Genomic DNA, 15,917 nt, shown 5'->3' on the forward strand with positions numbered 1-15,917 from the left:
CGTAATCGTCGCAATCGGCACCGTCCGCTAATGGGCACCCCTGCCGACGTCCTCGGCCCGCTGCGATTACCCTTCCGACCAAATTAAGCATTTAGCCTACTCAGTTGGCAGCAACCCGTCCGCCCTGATTTATAATTCCCAAGTCTCGGGAAACACCCAGCGACCAGGTTTGGAAGCCTGCTAGCTAAACTCGCACACCCGCTCATCGCGGGGCGTGCGTCTACCTCTGCACGCCTATACATATCAACGGGCGGGCTGTGGTGGGGGAGCCGCAAGGCTCGCCGGTTTGGTTTAGCGCCGGTCTTCCAATCCCGCCACGTGCCCGCTCACCCCTTTACAAGCGAGTGTCGGGCGATCCAAAGAATCACCAGAGAGATCGCGCCATGACCAAATCCATCAAAAAACCAGCCTTCATCGCGTCCGCCCGTCGACGCGCTCCAGTACGAAACGCTCGCCCTATCCGCATTTGACTTATGCGACCGGCAGGTAGGCCAACTGGACACCTTGATCACACTTGCGTCTTCAATATGTAGGAATCCTGCCATCACGAGCGATGAAAGACGGCGTCGTCAGACGCTCCTTGAACTACTGGTAGACACAGCTGAACAATATCAGCAGGAACTCGAATACGACCGCGAACTGTTCCAGGTGATCGCACTCGATGCGAAGGGTGTCTCGCAAAGCCGCATCACGGCGCGCCATGCGGCGACCCTGCTGGCCGAGGCATCCCAGAGGGCGAAAGCATCCGCCACCGCCGCCGACACGCCAAAGCACAAAAGCCCACCATCGGACAGTGCAGCGACTTTGAGAGCGGACGCGATCCAGCAACTGGTTCCCGCGCCACACTAAGCGACGGAAAACTAACAACTAAGCATTGGGTAGTGCCGCCGCAAAGACAATGTCATGCAGAAACGAAAAGACCGCTGTCCGAGACGGCAGCGGTCTGTCATGCGACACAGGACCAATAAAGAACTCGAACGCTAGCTTTGTGAAGGTCGTTGAGAGTCGAGAAGCGCTCGATACGAATCGAGCCCAGCGCAGCCCAGCCTCACAATGTTCCTCTGCGCCGAAGCTCAACTGGATCACGACCTCATCACACTCACGCATCAATAACGTTGCTCGTCACGAACCGAGCGACCGTGCAGACCTGTCGTATTGACTCGCGCATGCCAACCGCGAACTCGCGGCTCCGGTCGAAATTACTTTCACCGTGATTTGCCGCCGGTCGTCACCTTTACAACGCTTATTGACCCGCCGCAGGCGACACTACACTCGGCCTCGCCAGCGTATTGTTGCTCTTGGGAGCGCTATTGCCGGAGTTGGAGCTACTATTCGTCCCACTCGGCAAACCCGAATTCGGCGCCCTGGTCGCCATCCCGCTATCCGAATTCGTAGCGCCAGGCGTGCCATAACCACTCATTCCACTGTTCGGCTGATTCACCTGATTCGCGGGACTTGCCGTGCTACCCGCTGAACCGGTGCCGTTCGAACCTCCCGCTGTCTGTGCATAAGCGCCACCCGACAGCGTAAGTGCGGCGATGGCCGCGATCAATGTGCTGGTTGCCTTGCTCATGATCCATCCCTCCTTATCGGACTGAATAAAGAAACAGACGGTCGTCGCCTGCCCGACCAAAAGCGCAGCAATCGCTGTGCCGCCGACTCTTATTCATGCCGAAAAGGATGCGTACCGATTCAATAGGAGCTGCGCCAGCCACACCGCATACACCCGAACTTATGCATCAAGAAAGCGCATCGAGCAGTCCATACCACGCCACGCCTGCACTGATATAAAACCGCTGCAACGCATGAAACGGCACAGGCTCGATAGAGGTCGGCGGAAGCGGCAAGCCACGTGTCGTCCCGCCGATCAAAGCGGCCAGATGTTTTCCTAACGTCGTCGCCATTGCAATGCCGCGTCCGTTGTAACCCAGCGCGATCGTCATCCCTTCTGCCGGCACATGCACGTGCGGCAAAAAGTTGCGGGTGATGGCGATACGACCCGCCCATCGGTATTCGTATTCGATGTCCTTCAGTTGTGGAAACATCAGCCGGGCGGCACGTTCGAGATGCGCCCAATCCGCGGCATTGCGAGGCTCGCGAAAGGGGCCGCGTCCGCCCATCAGCAGACGTCCATGTGCGTCCTTGCGGAAATAGAGCAGCAGTCGCCGTGAATCGGAAGCCACTTCGCCACCGGGCAGAATCGTTGCGCCGACATCATCAGGTAGCGGCCTCGTTGCGACGATAAAGCTATTTGCGGCGATCACGGATTGAGCGAGTTGCGGCCAAAGCCCATCCGTATAACCGTTGGTTGCCAGCAGCACCTGCTTCGAATCGATGAGCGAACCCTGTGCCGTGCGAATCCTCCATCCTTTCGGACCACGCTCGACGCTCGCAGCAGGGGTTCCGCTGTGTATCGCCGCGCCCGCCGTTTGCGCCGCGCGTGCGAGGCCGCGCGCATAGCTCAACGGATGCACGCTGCCCGCGCGCAGGTCGACCCAACCGCCGACGAATGCGTCCGTGCCGAGCCGCTTCGATATCTGCGCACGGTCGAGCAGTTCAACCGGCGCGCCGCGCGACGCCCACTGCTGCGCCCGGTTGTGTAGTGTGCCGAGCAGCTTGCTCGAATGGGTCGGCTGAATCCAGCCGGCGCGAGTCGCGTTGCACTGAATGCCATGGCGCTCGATCAGTGCGAAAACCGAATCGGCGCCGCCGCCCGCCATTTGCACGAGTGCTTCGCCATCGCGTGGGCCGTAGCGTCGGATGAGTTCGTCGGGCTCGTATTTCAGGCCGGGAATCACCTGGCCACCATTACGGCCGGACGCGCCCCAACCGGGCTCGTTGGCGTCGATTACACAGACGCGTATGCCTTGTTCCGCGAGATGCAAGGCCGTCGACAAACCCGTGTAACCGGCGCCGACAATCGCCACGTCCGCTGTGACCGAGCCGTCTAGCGGCGGTGTATCGACCGCGGGTTCCGCCGTTGCCGCCCACAAAGAGGGAGGCAATGGCTTTGCAACTTCAACCAGGCTCATGATGTTTTCAAATCCGGGGGGCGTCGGTAAGCGTGGGCATCCTGCCGAGAAACTCACGAGTGCGAGGATTGCGCGGACGTTCGAACAGATCGGCGGCGGAGCCTTCCTCGTGGATCGTGCCGTCATGAAGAAAGCACACGCGATCGGCGACCTCGCGCGCAAAGCCCATCTCATGCGTGACGACGATCATGGTCATGCCGTCGTCGGCGAGTTGGCGCATCACGCCCAGTACTTCGCCGACCAGTTCCGGATCAAGTGCCGAAGTCGGCTCGTCGAAGAGGATCGCTTTTGGTTCCATGGCCAGCGCGCGCGCAATGGCCACACGCTGTTGCTGTCCGCCCGACATCTCGGCGGGGTACGCGTCCATGCGATGCGCGAGGCCGACCTTCTCGAGCAGATGGCGGGCCCGCTCGCGTGCCTGTGCACGCACTTCCTTTCTCACGAATACCGGACCTTCGAACACGTTTTCCAACGCGGTACGATGCGGAAACAGATTGAAGCGCTGGAACACCATGCCGACCTGCGCGCGCAGATCGTGGATCTGCTTCGAAGCTGCGTCGACGGCCTGGCCTTCCACCGTGATCGTGCCGGCGTCGTGCCGCTCCAGTCCGTTGATGCATCGAAGCAGCGTCGATTTGCCTGATCCGGACGGACCGATCAGACACACGACCTGACCGCGTTCGACACTCAGACTGACGCCTTTGAGCACGTGCTGATCGTGAAAGCGCTTGTGAATCGAGTCGACCTTGATCATCGTTTTCCCTTCAGTCCGAGACGGCGTTCGAGCCGCCGCAATCCATAGACGAGCGGCAGGCTGAGTCCGAGGTAAAGCAACGCGACCAGCGTGAAGACCGTCATGTTCTGAAACGTGGACGAAGCGATGAGCTGTCCGGCGCGCGTCATTTCGGCGACGGTGATAGTCGATGCGAGCGACGAGTCCTTGAGCATCATCACGAGCGTATTGCCATATGGCGGCAGTGCGATCCGGAACGCCTGCGGCAATACCACGCGCCGCATGATCATTGCGCCGCGCATGCCGATAGACTGCGCCGCTTCGATCTGCCCGTGATCGATCGCCTGAATGCCGGCGCGAAAGTTCTCCGCCTGATACACCGAGTACGCGACGCCAAGGCCAATGAAACCCGCCTGGAACGCCGACAATTGCACGCCGAGGTCCGGCAGCACAAAGTAGATGTAAAAGAGCTGAACGATGATGGGCAGGCCGCGGATCACGTTGATAAAAGTCGCGGCGGCGTTCGATACGATGCGGTTGCTGGACACGCGCATCAGCGCGAGCACGAGGCCGAGCACGGTGCTCAGAACGAACGAGCAGAAGGTGATCTCGATCGTGACAACCGCGCCTTTGAGCAGGATCGGCAGAAACTCGACGGCGTTCTGGAAGAACATGGCGGACGGTCCTTATTCGGAAAACGACGTCATTCCACCTGCCACTTCTTGACGATTTGCGTGAGCGTACCGTCGGCCTTGATCTTTCTGATGCCGGCATTCAACTGCTCCAGCGTCGCCGTGTCACCCTTGCGCACGACAAAACACACCTGGCCTTTCACGGACGGTTGATAGCCACTGACGAGGCGCAATTGCGGATTGGGATTGTGCTGAAGCTGGTAGGCCAGAATCGGATGGTCGCCGAAGCCCGCCTTGATGCGGCCGAGTGCGACGTCGCGCATGATGTCGGCGACTGAATCGTAGGTGCGCACTTCCTTGAAGATCCCCTTCTTGTTCAACGCATCGACGAACGCGGTGCCGACCTGCGCGCCGACCACTTCGCCCTTGAGGTCGTCCATGGACGTGTACTGTCCTTTGTCGTCGGCGCGCACGATCAGGCCTTCGCCATAGGAGTACACGGTGTCGGAGAAATCGACGACCTGCTCGCGCGCCGGCGTTTTCAGCATGGCCGCCGAGATGATGTCGATCTTCTTCGTGGTCAGCGACGGAATCAACGCGGAGAACGTGGTTTGTTCGATCTTCACGTCGAAGCCCGCCGCCTTGCCGGTCGCGGTGATCGCATCGACCAGCAGGCCCTGGATCGAATTGGTCTTCACATCGAGAAAGGTGAACGGCACACCGGTGGCCGTCGCTCCAATCTCGTACGTAGTGGCGGCCACCGACAAGGCCGGCGCACCGGCGAGCAGCAATCCTGTTGCAAAGACACTGGCGAAGCGTTTGGCGAACTGGAACATGAATCTCTCCACGAGTTGAAGACGGTCGGTCGGAATATCGGTAACCGTCAGTTGGTGCATATTATTCGAATCAAAAATATCGGTGGACGAAATTTGCGTATCGATATTCGATATGCTAGAGTCAATAACGACAGAGAACAATTGGGTGATTCCATGACACGCAAGACGCTCAGCGCACCGCCGGAAGTGTCCCCGGAACCGGAGGAAACGCCAGACGCACTGTTCAATCAGTCGCTGGAGAAGGGCATCGCGGTGCTGCGCGCGTTCAGTGCACAGCGAAGGTCGATGACATTGCCGGAAGTCGCGGAGGCCACGGCAATCACCAAAAGCTCTGCGCAACGCATGATCTATACGCTGGAGAAGCTCGGTTACGTGCGAAAGCATCCGCGTACCAGGCGCTATCAACTGGCGCCGCGTGTGATGCAGATCGGCTTCAACTATCTGGCTGCGGACACGTTGATCGACGTCGCCAATCCATTTCTGTCCGAGCTCACCAATGTCACGGGCGAGACGACCAATCTGACCGAGCCGGATGGCGTCGATATGGTCTACGTGGCGCGCTTCGTGTGTATGAAGTTCGTGCCGATTCACATGCCGATCGGCAGCCGCATTCCGATGTACTGCACGGCGTCGGGGAGAGCGTATCTCGCGGCGCTCCCGGAAAACGAGTCACATGCGCTGCTGCTCGCGAGCGATCGCGTTGCGCATACGCAGTACACCGTAACGGATATCGACGAGATCGTGACGCGGCTCGCGCTCGGACGGCGCAATGGCTATGCGTCGAACCGCGAGGAACTGTTCATTGGCGATATGACGATCGCGGCGCCGGTGCTCGACGGGGAGCGTCGGCCGGTCGGTGCGGTTCACGTCGTTGCGCCGACGAGCCGGTGGACGCCGGCGGAAGCTGAAGCACGCTTGGCCCCCGCCGTGATCGATTGCGCGCGCGGTATCAGCAACTCGATTCGAACGCTTGCCTGAGGGCGGGCGGCTTGATCGACGTTACTCTGTGCGCACCATGATGATTCGCAAAGAGATAGACATCCTTATCAAACTCGCGGATCAAGGGCGCATGGAATACGCTTGAACGTCTGCAACCCTTAGTTCGATCCGGCGTCGTCAGGCTGCTTAACCAGAAAATCGTCGTAGCGCCGGTTGCGGATCCACGAAGGCGCGCGGCCACGGCCGCTCCACGTCGCGCCGGTGACGGGGTCCTGATACTTCATTTGAGGCGGCCTGGTGTTGTACCTGCCGCGCCGGTCGACGCGCAACTGGTTCGGCACAAGGTTGAAGAAGTTCATGACCTGCCGGACGTGTTCGATCGCGGCTTTCTGTTCCTGCTGCCAGGCGACCAATATCCGCTCATCGAGTTGGGCGAGTTGCTGCTTCAACATCTTTACCCTGCTGCTCATGCTTTCTTTCCGTAGTACATGACCAGGTTGTTGCATTGCGCCCTGGTGTTTGCGGTTGGCTCGCAGTTGACTCCGCAGGCTCGCCCTCATCGCGTTGCGTAAGCACGCTCAGAGGACCACCCGAGGCTCCTGATTTCGCATATCAAGTGATATGCGAAATGGATTCGTAATAATAGCCAGTTGAATTTTAAATATCAACTGATATCCTTCCGGCCATGAAGAAGGCGACCCCACCCCCGCGCCTGAGCCGCGAAGAAAGCCGATTGCAAACGCGCACGCATTTGCTTGCCGCGGCGAAGCGGCTGTTTGTCGAGCGAGGCTTCGGCGCCACTTCTCTAAGAGATATCGCGGCCGAAGCAGGCTACACGCAGGGCGCTTTCTATTCGAATTTCGCGAGCAAGGAAGAGCTGTTCGTCGAATTGATGCGAGAGCGGTCAAAGGCGCAAGTGGGCGATATCGCCCGTACGCTGAGCGACCCATCCGCGTCCGCGGACGACATTTTGAGCGCGTTGGAAGTCTGGGCGCAGACACTCGATGCCGAGCCCGAGTGGTCGGTGTTGGGCGTTGAATTCAAGCTTCAGGGGCGTCGCAATCCCGTTTTTGAAGAAGCCTCACAGGCGTTGCTGGACGCTCACCGTGATGGCCTTGCCTATTGCATCGGGCAGATTTTCGCCAGACTGGAAAAAGTGCCGCCGGAATCGCCGACCGTCTTGGCGGCGTCCTTCATGGGGCTTTCGCAGGGCCTCGCTTTGCAGCGGTCGCTGCTTTCCGACGCACCTATCGGCCATATGATCATGGTGTTTCTGCGCGGCTTGTTAGCCGCGGCGCCATCTGTGCGCTCATGAACCTGCGCTTGTCGTTCGCAGCGAATCTTCAGAGCTCGGAACGAACGGCAAGCGCATTCCGAAGCAGATGCGGTGCAGCGCCGCATCGCTCGATATAGCTCATTGGGCACAGTCTTCCAGACTACCGACAACCGCTGTCTCGCTGCGGTCTTGTTCCTGATCGGGGTCGGCTCATAAAGCGCCGACAATCATAGAACCGTGTCCATGCCGTGATCATCGACTGCACGGACAACATCCGCAGTCGATCGATGCTGCCCGCCGCGATCGGCTCGCCGGATGGGTAACATGTACGCCAGCGGCATTTCATCCACCAATCCTCCTTTCTATGAAAACGCTTGCCAGCCGGGACAATCAATTGCGCATGTTCGTCGCCGTAGCGAAGGCGAGTTCACTGCGCGAGGCAGCCGAGATTCTCGCTATCACGCAGCCCGCTCTGAGCAAACAGATTCGCGCACTCGAAACAGCGCTCGACACGAAGCTATTTCTTCGCCACGGCCGCGGCATGCAATTGACGCCCGACGGTCAAGCGCTCTTTTTGAAAGTCGAGCCCCTGCTGAATTCACTCGATGCCGCGTTCGAACATTCGGGGCATCTGTCGCGGCATGGCGGGACGCTACGCATTGCAACCGTTCAAACGTTGATCGCGTATTTCATTCCGGAGTTGAGCCGGCAGATGCTCGCGCTGTATCCCGATGTTCACCTCACCATTCACTGCGACAGTTCCGCGAACGTGGTCGAAAGCGTGGAGCGCGGCAAAGCGGATATCGGCTTCGTCTACGAGACCGCAGTGGATGTGCCGGATCTAATCAGCGAACCGCTTTTCGAAGAGCGGCTGGCCTTGTACACCGCCGCAGACGACGATACCGACGCGCATGCATTGACCAACCTGGCCGCGCTGAAACTGATCCTTCCGCCAAAACCTTACGCGTTGCGCCGCATGGTCGAACGATCGCTGGGCGGCAGTGTGCAGCCGTATATCGAATGCGATTCGCTCGAACTAAGTTTGCGGCTCGTGTCGATCAGCGGCGGCGTGACTGTCCTGCCGGAGAGCTTGCCGCGCGATATGGTCGAAGATCGTGGGCTGCGCCGTACACCGTTGAATGCGGTCCCATCGCGCCGGCTGGTCGCGATATCACGCAGCGTGCGCGGTCAGTCGCGGGCGTTCGACGCCGCACTTGAAATTGCCTTGCGCGCGGGCCCGCAAGGCGCGATAACTTCAGGTTAATCCAGAGTTATTTCTGGGCACATATCCCGCGTCGTTCACCGGACCAATACTGACGCCAGTTCGGCCGCCTCCCGCCGACCACCGAAGTGAGGAGATCACCCGTGAACGACCCGTTTTCCGCGCTCGAAGGCGTGAGCACAACAACGCGCAGATCGCCGCTGCCGGCCCGCTATAAGGCGGTCATCTCGGCCACAGTTGGATCGATCATCGAGGGCTTTGACTTTATCGCCTACGGCACGGCCGCCGCGCTCGTATTCAACCGGCAGTTCTTTCCCAACCTCGACCCGACGAGCGCGACACTCGCGTCGTTCGGCGCATTCGCGACCGGGCTGTTCGCGCGGCCGCTCGGCGCCATCCTGTTCGGGCATTTTGGCGATCGGCTCGGCCGCAAGTCGGTGCTGACCTTCTCGTTGTTCCTGATGGGCTTTTCTACCATCGCGATTGGTCTGATACCGAACTTCGCCGTGATCGGCACGTGGTCCGCGGTGCTGCTCGTCGCGCTGCGCATTTTGCAGGGCATCGCGCTGGGCGGCGAAATGGGCGGAGCCGTGCTCATGGCAGTCGAGCATGCGCCGTCCAGTCGCGCGGGCCTCTTCGGCAGCCTGCCTCAAATGGGTCCGCCGATCGGCTTACTTCTTTCCACATCGGCGTTCAGTCTCTTGAGCCGACTGCCGGAAGAGGCTTTTCAAAGCTGGGGATGGCGTATTCCGTTTCTTGCCAGCATCGCGCTGGTCTTGCTAGGCGCATTCGTACGGCGAAGCGTTGGTGAGTCGCCCGCCTTCGAAAAAGCCGCAAGCGGGCGACAACGGGTAGACGTGCCGCTGTGGCAACTGCTCACGCGTCATAAGAAGTCGTTGCTGCTGGCAATCGGCGCGAAGCTTCCCGAAGTGACGCTTTACTACGTACTCACCGTATTTCTGGTTTCTTACGCGTCGACGCGTTTGGGATTCAGCCGTAGCGCGGTGTTGCAGACCGTCATGATCGGCGCGGCAATCCAGATCGTCACCTTGCCGCTATTCGGCTGGCTGGCCGACCGGGTAGGCGTACGCCGGTTCTATATGTTCGGCGCTGTCGTCATGGCGCTTAGCGTCGTGCCTCTGCTGCGGTGGATCGATAGCGGCAGCCTCACGGCGTTACAGGTTGCGGTGGCTATTGCGCTAGGGTTCAACTATGCGTTGCTATTCGGTCCGCAGTCGGCGCTCTTTGCCGCGCAGTTTCCAGTCAATGTGAGGCTTTCCGGCATATCGATCGGTATTCAGTTTGCAGCGGCGATTGGTGGCGGGCTGGCGCCGATCGTGGCGACTTCACTGGTGGCGCAATATCACGGTCTGCAGCCGATCGCGATCTATGTCGGCGCACTTGCAGCGCTCGCCGTGCTTTGCACACGTTTGATGAAAAGCGCCCCCACGACGCCAACGCCGCCCCATTCGCAAGGAGAGTGATTCAATGAAACAACGGTCAGCCATTACGGGCATCGGGAACGCGCAAGCGTCCTTTCCCCTCGAAAAACTCGCCGATGCTTGCCGCATCCTGCATGCGAAAGGGCATATGGCGAGTCTCGCCGGTCAGATTACGTGGCGCGATGCGTCGAGCCGCGGATACTGGACGCCGGCTCTCGGAAAAAGCTTTGCAGAGGTGACGCCCGCATCGATGATTCTGGTGGACGATGAACTGACGGTGTTTGAAGGCGACGGAACTCCGAACCCGGCAGTGAGGTTTCATACGTGGGTTTATCGCCATCGGCCGGACGTTCATGCGATTGTGCACACGCATCCGCGACACATCAGCGCGCTCTCGATGCTGGGTATACCGTTGCCGGTCGCGCATATGGACGCCTGCATGTTCTACAACGACTGCGGCTTTCTTGAGGAATGGCCCGGCGTGCCGATCGACGATGAAGAAGGCCGAATCATCAGCGCGGCATTAGGCGACCGGCGCTCGGCTTTGCTTGTCAATCACGGCTATATCTGTGCGTGTGCTTCGATTGAAGAAAGCATTTATCTCGCGGTCTCGATGGAGAACGCGGCCGAACTCGCCTTGCTGGCGATGGCTGCCGGGACGATCAAACCCGTGCGGGCAGATCTGGCGCAGGCGGCGCACGACTTCCTGTTGCAACCGGCGATCGTTAATGCAACGTTCGCGTATTGGGCGGGAGATGTTCGATGAGCTGCGGGTGGATGCTGGTCATACGCGGGCGGGGGTGTGTGTCGATACGCATCCACCCGCGCGTCGTCAATCGCGTCGATCATATCTTCAACGGCAACCAGATCTCGAGCCCGCCCATTCCACTCACCGGATCGAACTTCGCGTCATACCGCTCGAAATTCGGCGCATCCGCCGGCACATGTCCCGATGTCGGCAACCATTGATTCCAGATCGTGTTCCAGGTGCGACGGATGGCCGAAACATGCTCGCGGTGACTGAACACCGCGTAGCGTTGCGGGGGAATGCGCAAGCGGCTCAGCTCGCGTGGCAAGGCCGAGAAATCGCCGACTTCGACGCTGCATAGGTAGTCGATGTTGCCGGCGTCGTCGGCGTTGTAGCAGACGCCGTACGCCACGTTGCCGATCTGGCCCGGCACTTTGCCGAAGTAGTGGTTGAAGCGCTGCCATTGCGATGGGATCGCAGCGGAGGTTTCGCAGGTATAGCGTTCGCTCAGACCCGCAACCAGAAGCGCTTTACCGTCTTCAAAGCGCGGCGGTTCGAGATGGGCTAGCAGGGTTTCGTCCATTTTGATCGGCTCCACGAGGGCGAGGTTGTCGAGATGGCCACGCGCGCGCAGCGCGTCGGGCGTGAGCCCGAATTGCTCGCGAAATGCGCGCGTGAATGCCTCGTGAGAACCGTAGCCGGCTTCGATGGCGACCGCGAGAATGTCTGGTGCGCCGCTTGCCAGGCGGCGCGCCGATTCGCTCAACCGACGCGCGCGAACATAGCGCATCACCGAAAACCCTGTAGCCGCTTCGAAGGCGCGCGCCAGATGAAAGCGCGACACGCATCCGCAGTCGGCGATGTCTTCCAGTGACAACTCGCGGGCAAAGTGGCTTTCGATAAACCACAGCGCTTTTCCAACCGGGTTCATGTGGGATCTCATGTCAGCATGGAACCAGCGTAGCTCGACGCAGGCTGCCGTATTTGATCGTGCTTGCGGTTTTCAACAGCGAAGCGGCTTGCAGCCGCCACATGCTTAGCCTGATCGCGTTCGGACCGTTTATCGTCAAACAGTGCCTTGCTCCCACAAGCCCGATCGAAACGCACAAATCCAGCCGCCCGGCAACAGGTCTACGGCTGCTCAATAATTCTCGCTTGCGGCATTGTTTCCAGCGGCTCTCGACTGCCCTTCTGTGGCTGGCGCGTGCTGGTCAGCGTGGCTTTCGTGTTGAACTCCACTCGCCACCCCCGTCCGCAACAACACCCCACCCATCACCCCCGCCGCGGCCGCAAAAATCGCCCCGAACAAAAACGCGACGTGATACCCACTATTCAGCGCGGCCACGGCATCACCCGCCCCGAGCATCGCCTCACTCCGCGCCGCAGCAAGACTCGCCAGTACCGCAAGCCCAAGCGCGCCACCCATCATGAACGACGTATTAACGATTCCGGACGCGAGTCCTGAATCACTCGGATCGACATCGCTCATAGCGGCCAGCAGCATCGGATTGAATGCAATACCGGCGCCGAAGCCCAGCAAAATCATCCCCGGCATGACGTCGAGCACAAAGCTGCCGCCAACCGGCGCTCGGGCGAACAACGCAAGACCGCACGCCGCGACCAGCAGCCCTACCGCAAGCGGAACACGCAGGCCGAAGCGCATCACCACCCGCGCCGACAGCCCAAGCGAAAAGAACCCCATGATCAGATTAGCCGGCAAGAACGCGAGCCCGACCTGCAACGGCCGATAACCGAGCACGCGCTGCAGATACAGCGCGGAAATAAAGAACCACGCAAACATTGCAGCCGCCCACAGCACGCCGACCACGTTCGCGGTCGCAACATTGCGCAAGCGGAACAGACCGAGCGGCATCAAAGGATGCTGGACGCGCGATTCGATCACCAGAAACACGGCAAGCAGCGCCAACGCGGCGAACAGCAAGCCGAGCGTCTGCGCCGAAGTCCAGCCAGCTTCATTGCCATTCACGACGGCATAGACGGCGAGCATCAGCGAAACGGTGACGGACACCGCGCCGGCCACGTCGAGCTTCTCTCCATGCGCATGCCCGCGTGCCGACGGCAACAGCGCAACACACAGTGCGTACACAGCGATGCCGATCGGCAGATTGACGAGAAAGATCCAGTGCCAGCTCAGCAGATTGGTGAGCAACCCACCGAGCAACACGCCGATGCTGCCGCCGCCCGCGCACACGAAGCCGTACACGCCCATGGCTTTCGCTCGCTCGCCGGGTTCGGTGAACAGATTCATGATGAGCGATAGCGAAACAGCAGAGACGATAGCGCCCGCCACACCTTGAACGGCCCGCGCGCACACGAGCAGCACTTGCGAGTTCGAAATGCCGCATGCAAGCGACGCCAACGTAAACAACGTGATGCCGATAAGAAACAACTTGCGGTGTCCATACAGATCACCGAGCCGTCCACCCAGCAGCAGACAGCCGCCGAAGGTCAGCATGTACGCATTGACCACCCACACGAGCGACGTTTCGGTAAAACCGAGATCCGCCGCGATGGACGGCAGCGCAACGTTCACGATCGTGGTATCGAGCACGATCATGAGCACGCCAAGGCAAAGCACGATAAGTGCGAGCCAGCGTTTGTTGCCGTGGATGGAATGGGTCATGCAGGCGGCTCCTTGGCCGTGGTCGATGGATGCCGGATGCGCGGCTGCTGAAGTCGGCGCCGCGCCAAAAGAAACGCAACCCGGCGGCAGCGCCGACCAGCCAGTGGACAATTCGTTGACGACGAAACGCGTTGACAAAACGCGCTGACGAAACGCGCAGACAACCGTGCCGTCAAAAACGCGTTCGACGAGGCGCGGTACCGACAATGGGATTTTCCAGTCTAGCATCCGCGACTTTTGGCCCACAACTACGATTTCCAGGGCCGCGCAGATCTCAATCGCCGCCAAGCAATTCGTACTTGCCGCCACGTTCCAGCGCCCGCTGATAAGCCGGTCTTGCATGAATGCGCTTGAGAAAATCGACCACCGCCGGAATCTGGCCTTCCATACCGCCGCGCGCCGTGGCGGCTTCGAGCGGAAAACTCATTTGCACGTCCGCCGCCGTGAAGTCGTTGCCGACGAACCAGCCGGTCTTGCTCAACTCCTGGTTGATATAGCCGAGGTGCAGCTTCAACTGCGGATCGATAAAACTCGATTGCAGTGTGGCGGCGATCTTGCGCGCAATCGGCTTGGCGAAGAACGGCATCGGCGCGCTGGCAATGCGCAGTGCGACGAGTTTGAGCAGCAGCGGCGGCATCGCCGAACCTTCCGCGTAGTGCAGCCAGTAGGTATAACGCAGCCGCTCCGGCGTGGCAGGTGCCGGCGCAAAGCGTCCCTGCCCGTATTTGTCGATCAGGTATTCGATGATCGCGCCCGACTCGGCGATAGTCTGGCCATCGTCGGTAATGACGGGCGACTTGCCGAGCGGATGCACTGCGCGCAACTCGGGCGGCGCGAGCATCGTTTTCGGATCGCGCTCGTAACGCTTGATCTCGTAGGGAACGCCAAGTTCTTCGAGCAGCCACAAGACGCGTTGCGAGCGGGAGTTGTTCAGATGATGAACGGTCAGCATGGGTCGGGGGATGTTGGCCAATGAAGTGTCACATCATAAGGACGTTGTGCAGAGGCAGGCCTCTAGTCGCAGCTCACACGCGTGATTTGGCGCCCATCAACTGATTGGACGGCAGCGTTTCGTCGAGCAGCTTGCGCGCGCTTTCGATTCCGGCGACGGGCAGTCCTTCGGGGTTCAGCAAGCCGACCTGCACGAATACGGAAGCCTGATCCCAATAGATGTGCTCGTTATAGAGCTTGTCGCCGCGAAAACATACGACAGCCAGCATGGGCACCTCGAAATACTTACCGGTTGGAGCGACGCCCGGTAGTAACCAGTCGATCTCGCAGCTATGCGTGCAGCTAAAAATGAATTCATCGACGATACGATCCGCGCCAATGGTGCGCGAAATCGGAATCAGCTTCGTATCGGCGGGATTCGAGTTGACGAAGTGATGCGTATAGAAGCGCTTCAGGTTGTCATGGCCGACACCGCCGGTCATGGTCGGAACGTGATTGACGTAGGGCTGCGCGACCATGGTCGGCATGACGGCGTCCACGTCGCGCGTGGCGAACTCGTAATAGCAGTGAGCTTCCCACAGCGCGTTGAGATCGTAGACGGGCCCCAGCACTTTGCGCAGCAGCGCAAGCGTGCGCGAATACGCCATCATCGCGGCGGGTTTGTCGTATTGCGGGCGCGACGGCGCGGCAAACGCGTGATCGCAACCGGGATACACGTATTGCTCGATCTGCGGCCGCGTACGTAACGCCGCGCTGATCCGTTCGCGGGTTGCCGGCGGACAGTGCGAGTCGTTTTCGGGGAAGTGAAACACCATCGGGCAGCGAATCGCCGGCACTTCATCCAGATACGCTTCGAGGCCCACGCCGTAGTAGCTGACCGCGCAGTCGATATCGGTGCGCGCGGCGCTCAGGAACGCGAGCTTGCCGCCAAGACAGTAACCCACTGTGCCTACCTTGCCGGCCTGTTCGGGCAGGGCGCGCAACGCCGCGATGGTGGCGGCGATATCGTCGATGGCCAGGTCTGTGTCGAACTGGCCGAGATAATCGAGCGCCTGTTTCATGTCGGCCTCGCCATAACCGAGCTCGATGCCCGGTTTGATCCGCCAGAACAGGTCCGGCACCAGTACGACGTAACCTTCTTCGGCGAAGCGGTCGGCCGTCGCTTTCATGGTGTCGTTGATGCCGAAAATTTCCTGCAGCAGCACGAGTCCCGGTCCCGACCCTTGCGCCGGACGCGCGACGTAGGCGTTGAACCGGCCGCCATCCTGGGCGACGACTTCGATGAAAGAGGCGGCCATGCGGTGTGTCTCCCATGCAAAACGATCCCACGCAAAATGATTGCTTGGGGAATGTGAGCCAGGCCATCGTCTGCAACTCGAAGCGTTCGAGCTTGCCGGTTTCGGTATGCGGAAATGCATCGGCAATAACGATGACGCGAGGGCATCTCTACGACGCCTCGCTA

Annotated in this window: 16 protein-coding genes; 6 read left to right on the forward strand and 10 right to left on the reverse strand. The window is 60.1% G+C overall.

All coding sequences use genetic code 11. The features are described from left to right. The first annotated feature begins 504 nt into the window (after nt 1-504). Nucleotides 505-849: a hypothetical protein gene (locus BLW71_RS30060; protein ID WP_502686839.1), complete on the forward strand. Its 345-nt coding sequence runs from the start codon at nt 505-507 to the stop codon at nt 847-849. A gap of 394 nt (nt 850-1,243) precedes the next feature. On the opposite strand, the gene BLW71_RS42410 is transcribed toward BLW71_RS30060, so the two are convergent. From BLW71_RS42410 to BLW71_RS30085, 5 genes are all read right to left on the reverse strand, one after another. Beyond that, nucleotides 1,244-1,573 carry a hypothetical protein gene (locus BLW71_RS42410; protein WP_091805711.1) on the reverse strand — a complete coding sequence of 110 codons (330 nt, stop codon included), beginning with the start codon at nt 1,571-1,573 and terminating at the stop codon, nt 1,244-1,246. Nucleotides 1,574-1,739: 166 nt separating this feature from the next. Next, the gene (locus BLW71_RS30070; RefSeq protein WP_091805714.1) at nt 1,740-3,032 is read right to left on the reverse strand and encodes an NAD(P)/FAD-dependent oxidoreductase; all 1,293 of its coding nucleotides are present in this window, start codon (nt 3,030-3,032) and stop codon (nt 1,740-1,742) included. Nucleotides 3,033-3,039: 7 nt separating this feature from the next. Further along, complete coding sequence (locus tag BLW71_RS30075) at nt 3,040-3,786, reverse strand: amino acid ABC transporter ATP-binding protein (RefSeq protein WP_091805717.1); 747 nt, start codon at nt 3,784-3,786, stop codon at nt 3,040-3,042. After that, entirely contained in the window at nt 3,783-4,439 is a 657-nt protein-coding gene (locus BLW71_RS30080) for an amino acid ABC transporter permease (RefSeq protein WP_091805720.1), read from the reverse strand. Before BLW71_RS30080 ends, BLW71_RS30075 begins: the two co-directional genes overlap by 4 nt. 29 nt (nt 4,440-4,468) lie before the next feature. Next, nucleotides 4,469-5,233, reverse strand: a complete 765-nt coding sequence (locus tag BLW71_RS30085) for a substrate-binding periplasmic protein (protein ID WP_091809055.1) — start codon at nt 5,231-5,233, stop codon at nt 4,469-4,471. Between the two features lie 153 nt (nt 5,234-5,386). On the opposite strand from BLW71_RS30085, the gene BLW71_RS30090 reads away from it, so the two are divergent. Beyond that, a complete protein-coding gene (locus BLW71_RS30090) occupies nt 5,387-6,211 on the forward strand; it encodes an IclR family transcriptional regulator (RefSeq protein ID WP_091805723.1) in 825 nt (274 codons plus the stop codon). A 119-nt stretch (nt 6,212-6,330) separates the two neighbouring features. Here the strand turns inward: BLW71_RS30090 and BLW71_RS30095 are convergent, their stop codons facing one another. Further along, entirely contained in the window at nt 6,331-6,642 is a 312-nt protein-coding gene (locus BLW71_RS30095; protein WP_091805727.1) for an H-NS histone family protein, read from the reverse strand. 281 nt (nt 6,643-6,923) lie between these two features. On the opposite strand from BLW71_RS30095, the gene BLW71_RS30100 reads away from it, so the two are divergent. The 4 genes from BLW71_RS30100 (at nt 6,924) to BLW71_RS30115 (ending at nt 10,878) form a co-directional block, all read left to right on the forward strand. Then, a complete protein-coding gene (locus BLW71_RS30100) occupies nt 6,924-7,487 on the forward strand; it encodes a TetR/AcrR family transcriptional regulator (protein WP_286162149.1) in 564 nt (187 codons plus the stop codon). 325 nt (nt 7,488-7,812) lie between these two features. Continuing rightward, entirely contained in the window at nt 7,813-8,712 is a 900-nt protein-coding gene (locus tag BLW71_RS30105) for a LysR family transcriptional regulator (protein ID WP_091805734.1), read from the forward strand. Between the two features lie 101 nt (nt 8,713-8,813). Beyond that, nucleotides 8,814-10,154 carry an MFS transporter gene (locus tag BLW71_RS30110; protein ID WP_286162150.1) on the forward strand — a complete coding sequence of 447 codons (1,341 nt, stop codon included), beginning with the start codon at nt 8,814-8,816 and terminating at the stop codon, nt 10,152-10,154. Nucleotides 10,155-10,158: 4 nt separating this feature from the next. Continuing rightward, nucleotides 10,159-10,878: an aldolase gene (locus tag BLW71_RS30115; RefSeq protein ID WP_091805737.1), complete on the forward strand. Its 720-nt coding sequence runs from the start codon at nt 10,159-10,161 to the stop codon at nt 10,876-10,878. A 79-nt stretch (nt 10,879-10,957) separates the two neighbouring features. Here BLW71_RS30115 and BLW71_RS30120 read toward each other — a convergent pair whose 3' ends face one another. From BLW71_RS30120 to BLW71_RS30135, 4 genes are all read right to left on the reverse strand, one after another. After that, nucleotides 10,958-11,791, reverse strand: a complete 834-nt coding sequence (locus BLW71_RS30120; protein WP_091805740.1) for an AraC family transcriptional regulator — start codon at nt 11,789-11,791, stop codon at nt 10,958-10,960. Between the two features lie 210 nt (nt 11,792-12,001). Further along, nucleotides 12,002-13,504 carry a DHA2 family efflux MFS transporter permease subunit gene (locus BLW71_RS30125; protein ID WP_091805743.1) on the reverse strand — a complete coding sequence of 501 codons (1,503 nt, stop codon included), beginning with the start codon at nt 13,502-13,504 and terminating at the stop codon, nt 12,002-12,004. A gap of 274 nt (nt 13,505-13,778) precedes the next feature. Further along, the gene (locus BLW71_RS30130; protein ID WP_091805746.1) at nt 13,779-14,456 is read right to left on the reverse strand and encodes a glutathione S-transferase; all 678 of its coding nucleotides are present in this window, start codon (nt 14,454-14,456) and stop codon (nt 13,779-13,781) included. A gap of 73 nt (nt 14,457-14,529) precedes the next feature. Continuing rightward, nucleotides 14,530-15,753, reverse strand: coding sequence for a dienelactone hydrolase family protein (locus BLW71_RS30135; RefSeq protein ID WP_091805749.1), 1,224 nt, complete (start codon nt 15,751-15,753; stop codon nt 14,530-14,532). Nucleotides 15,754-15,917: the final 164 nt, after the last annotated feature.

Origin of the sequence: Burkholderia sp. WP9, from assembly GCF_900104795.1 — a bacterium.
In the GTDB taxonomy this organism is placed as follows: domain Bacteria; phylum Pseudomonadota; class Gammaproteobacteria; order Burkholderiales; family Burkholderiaceae; genus Paraburkholderia.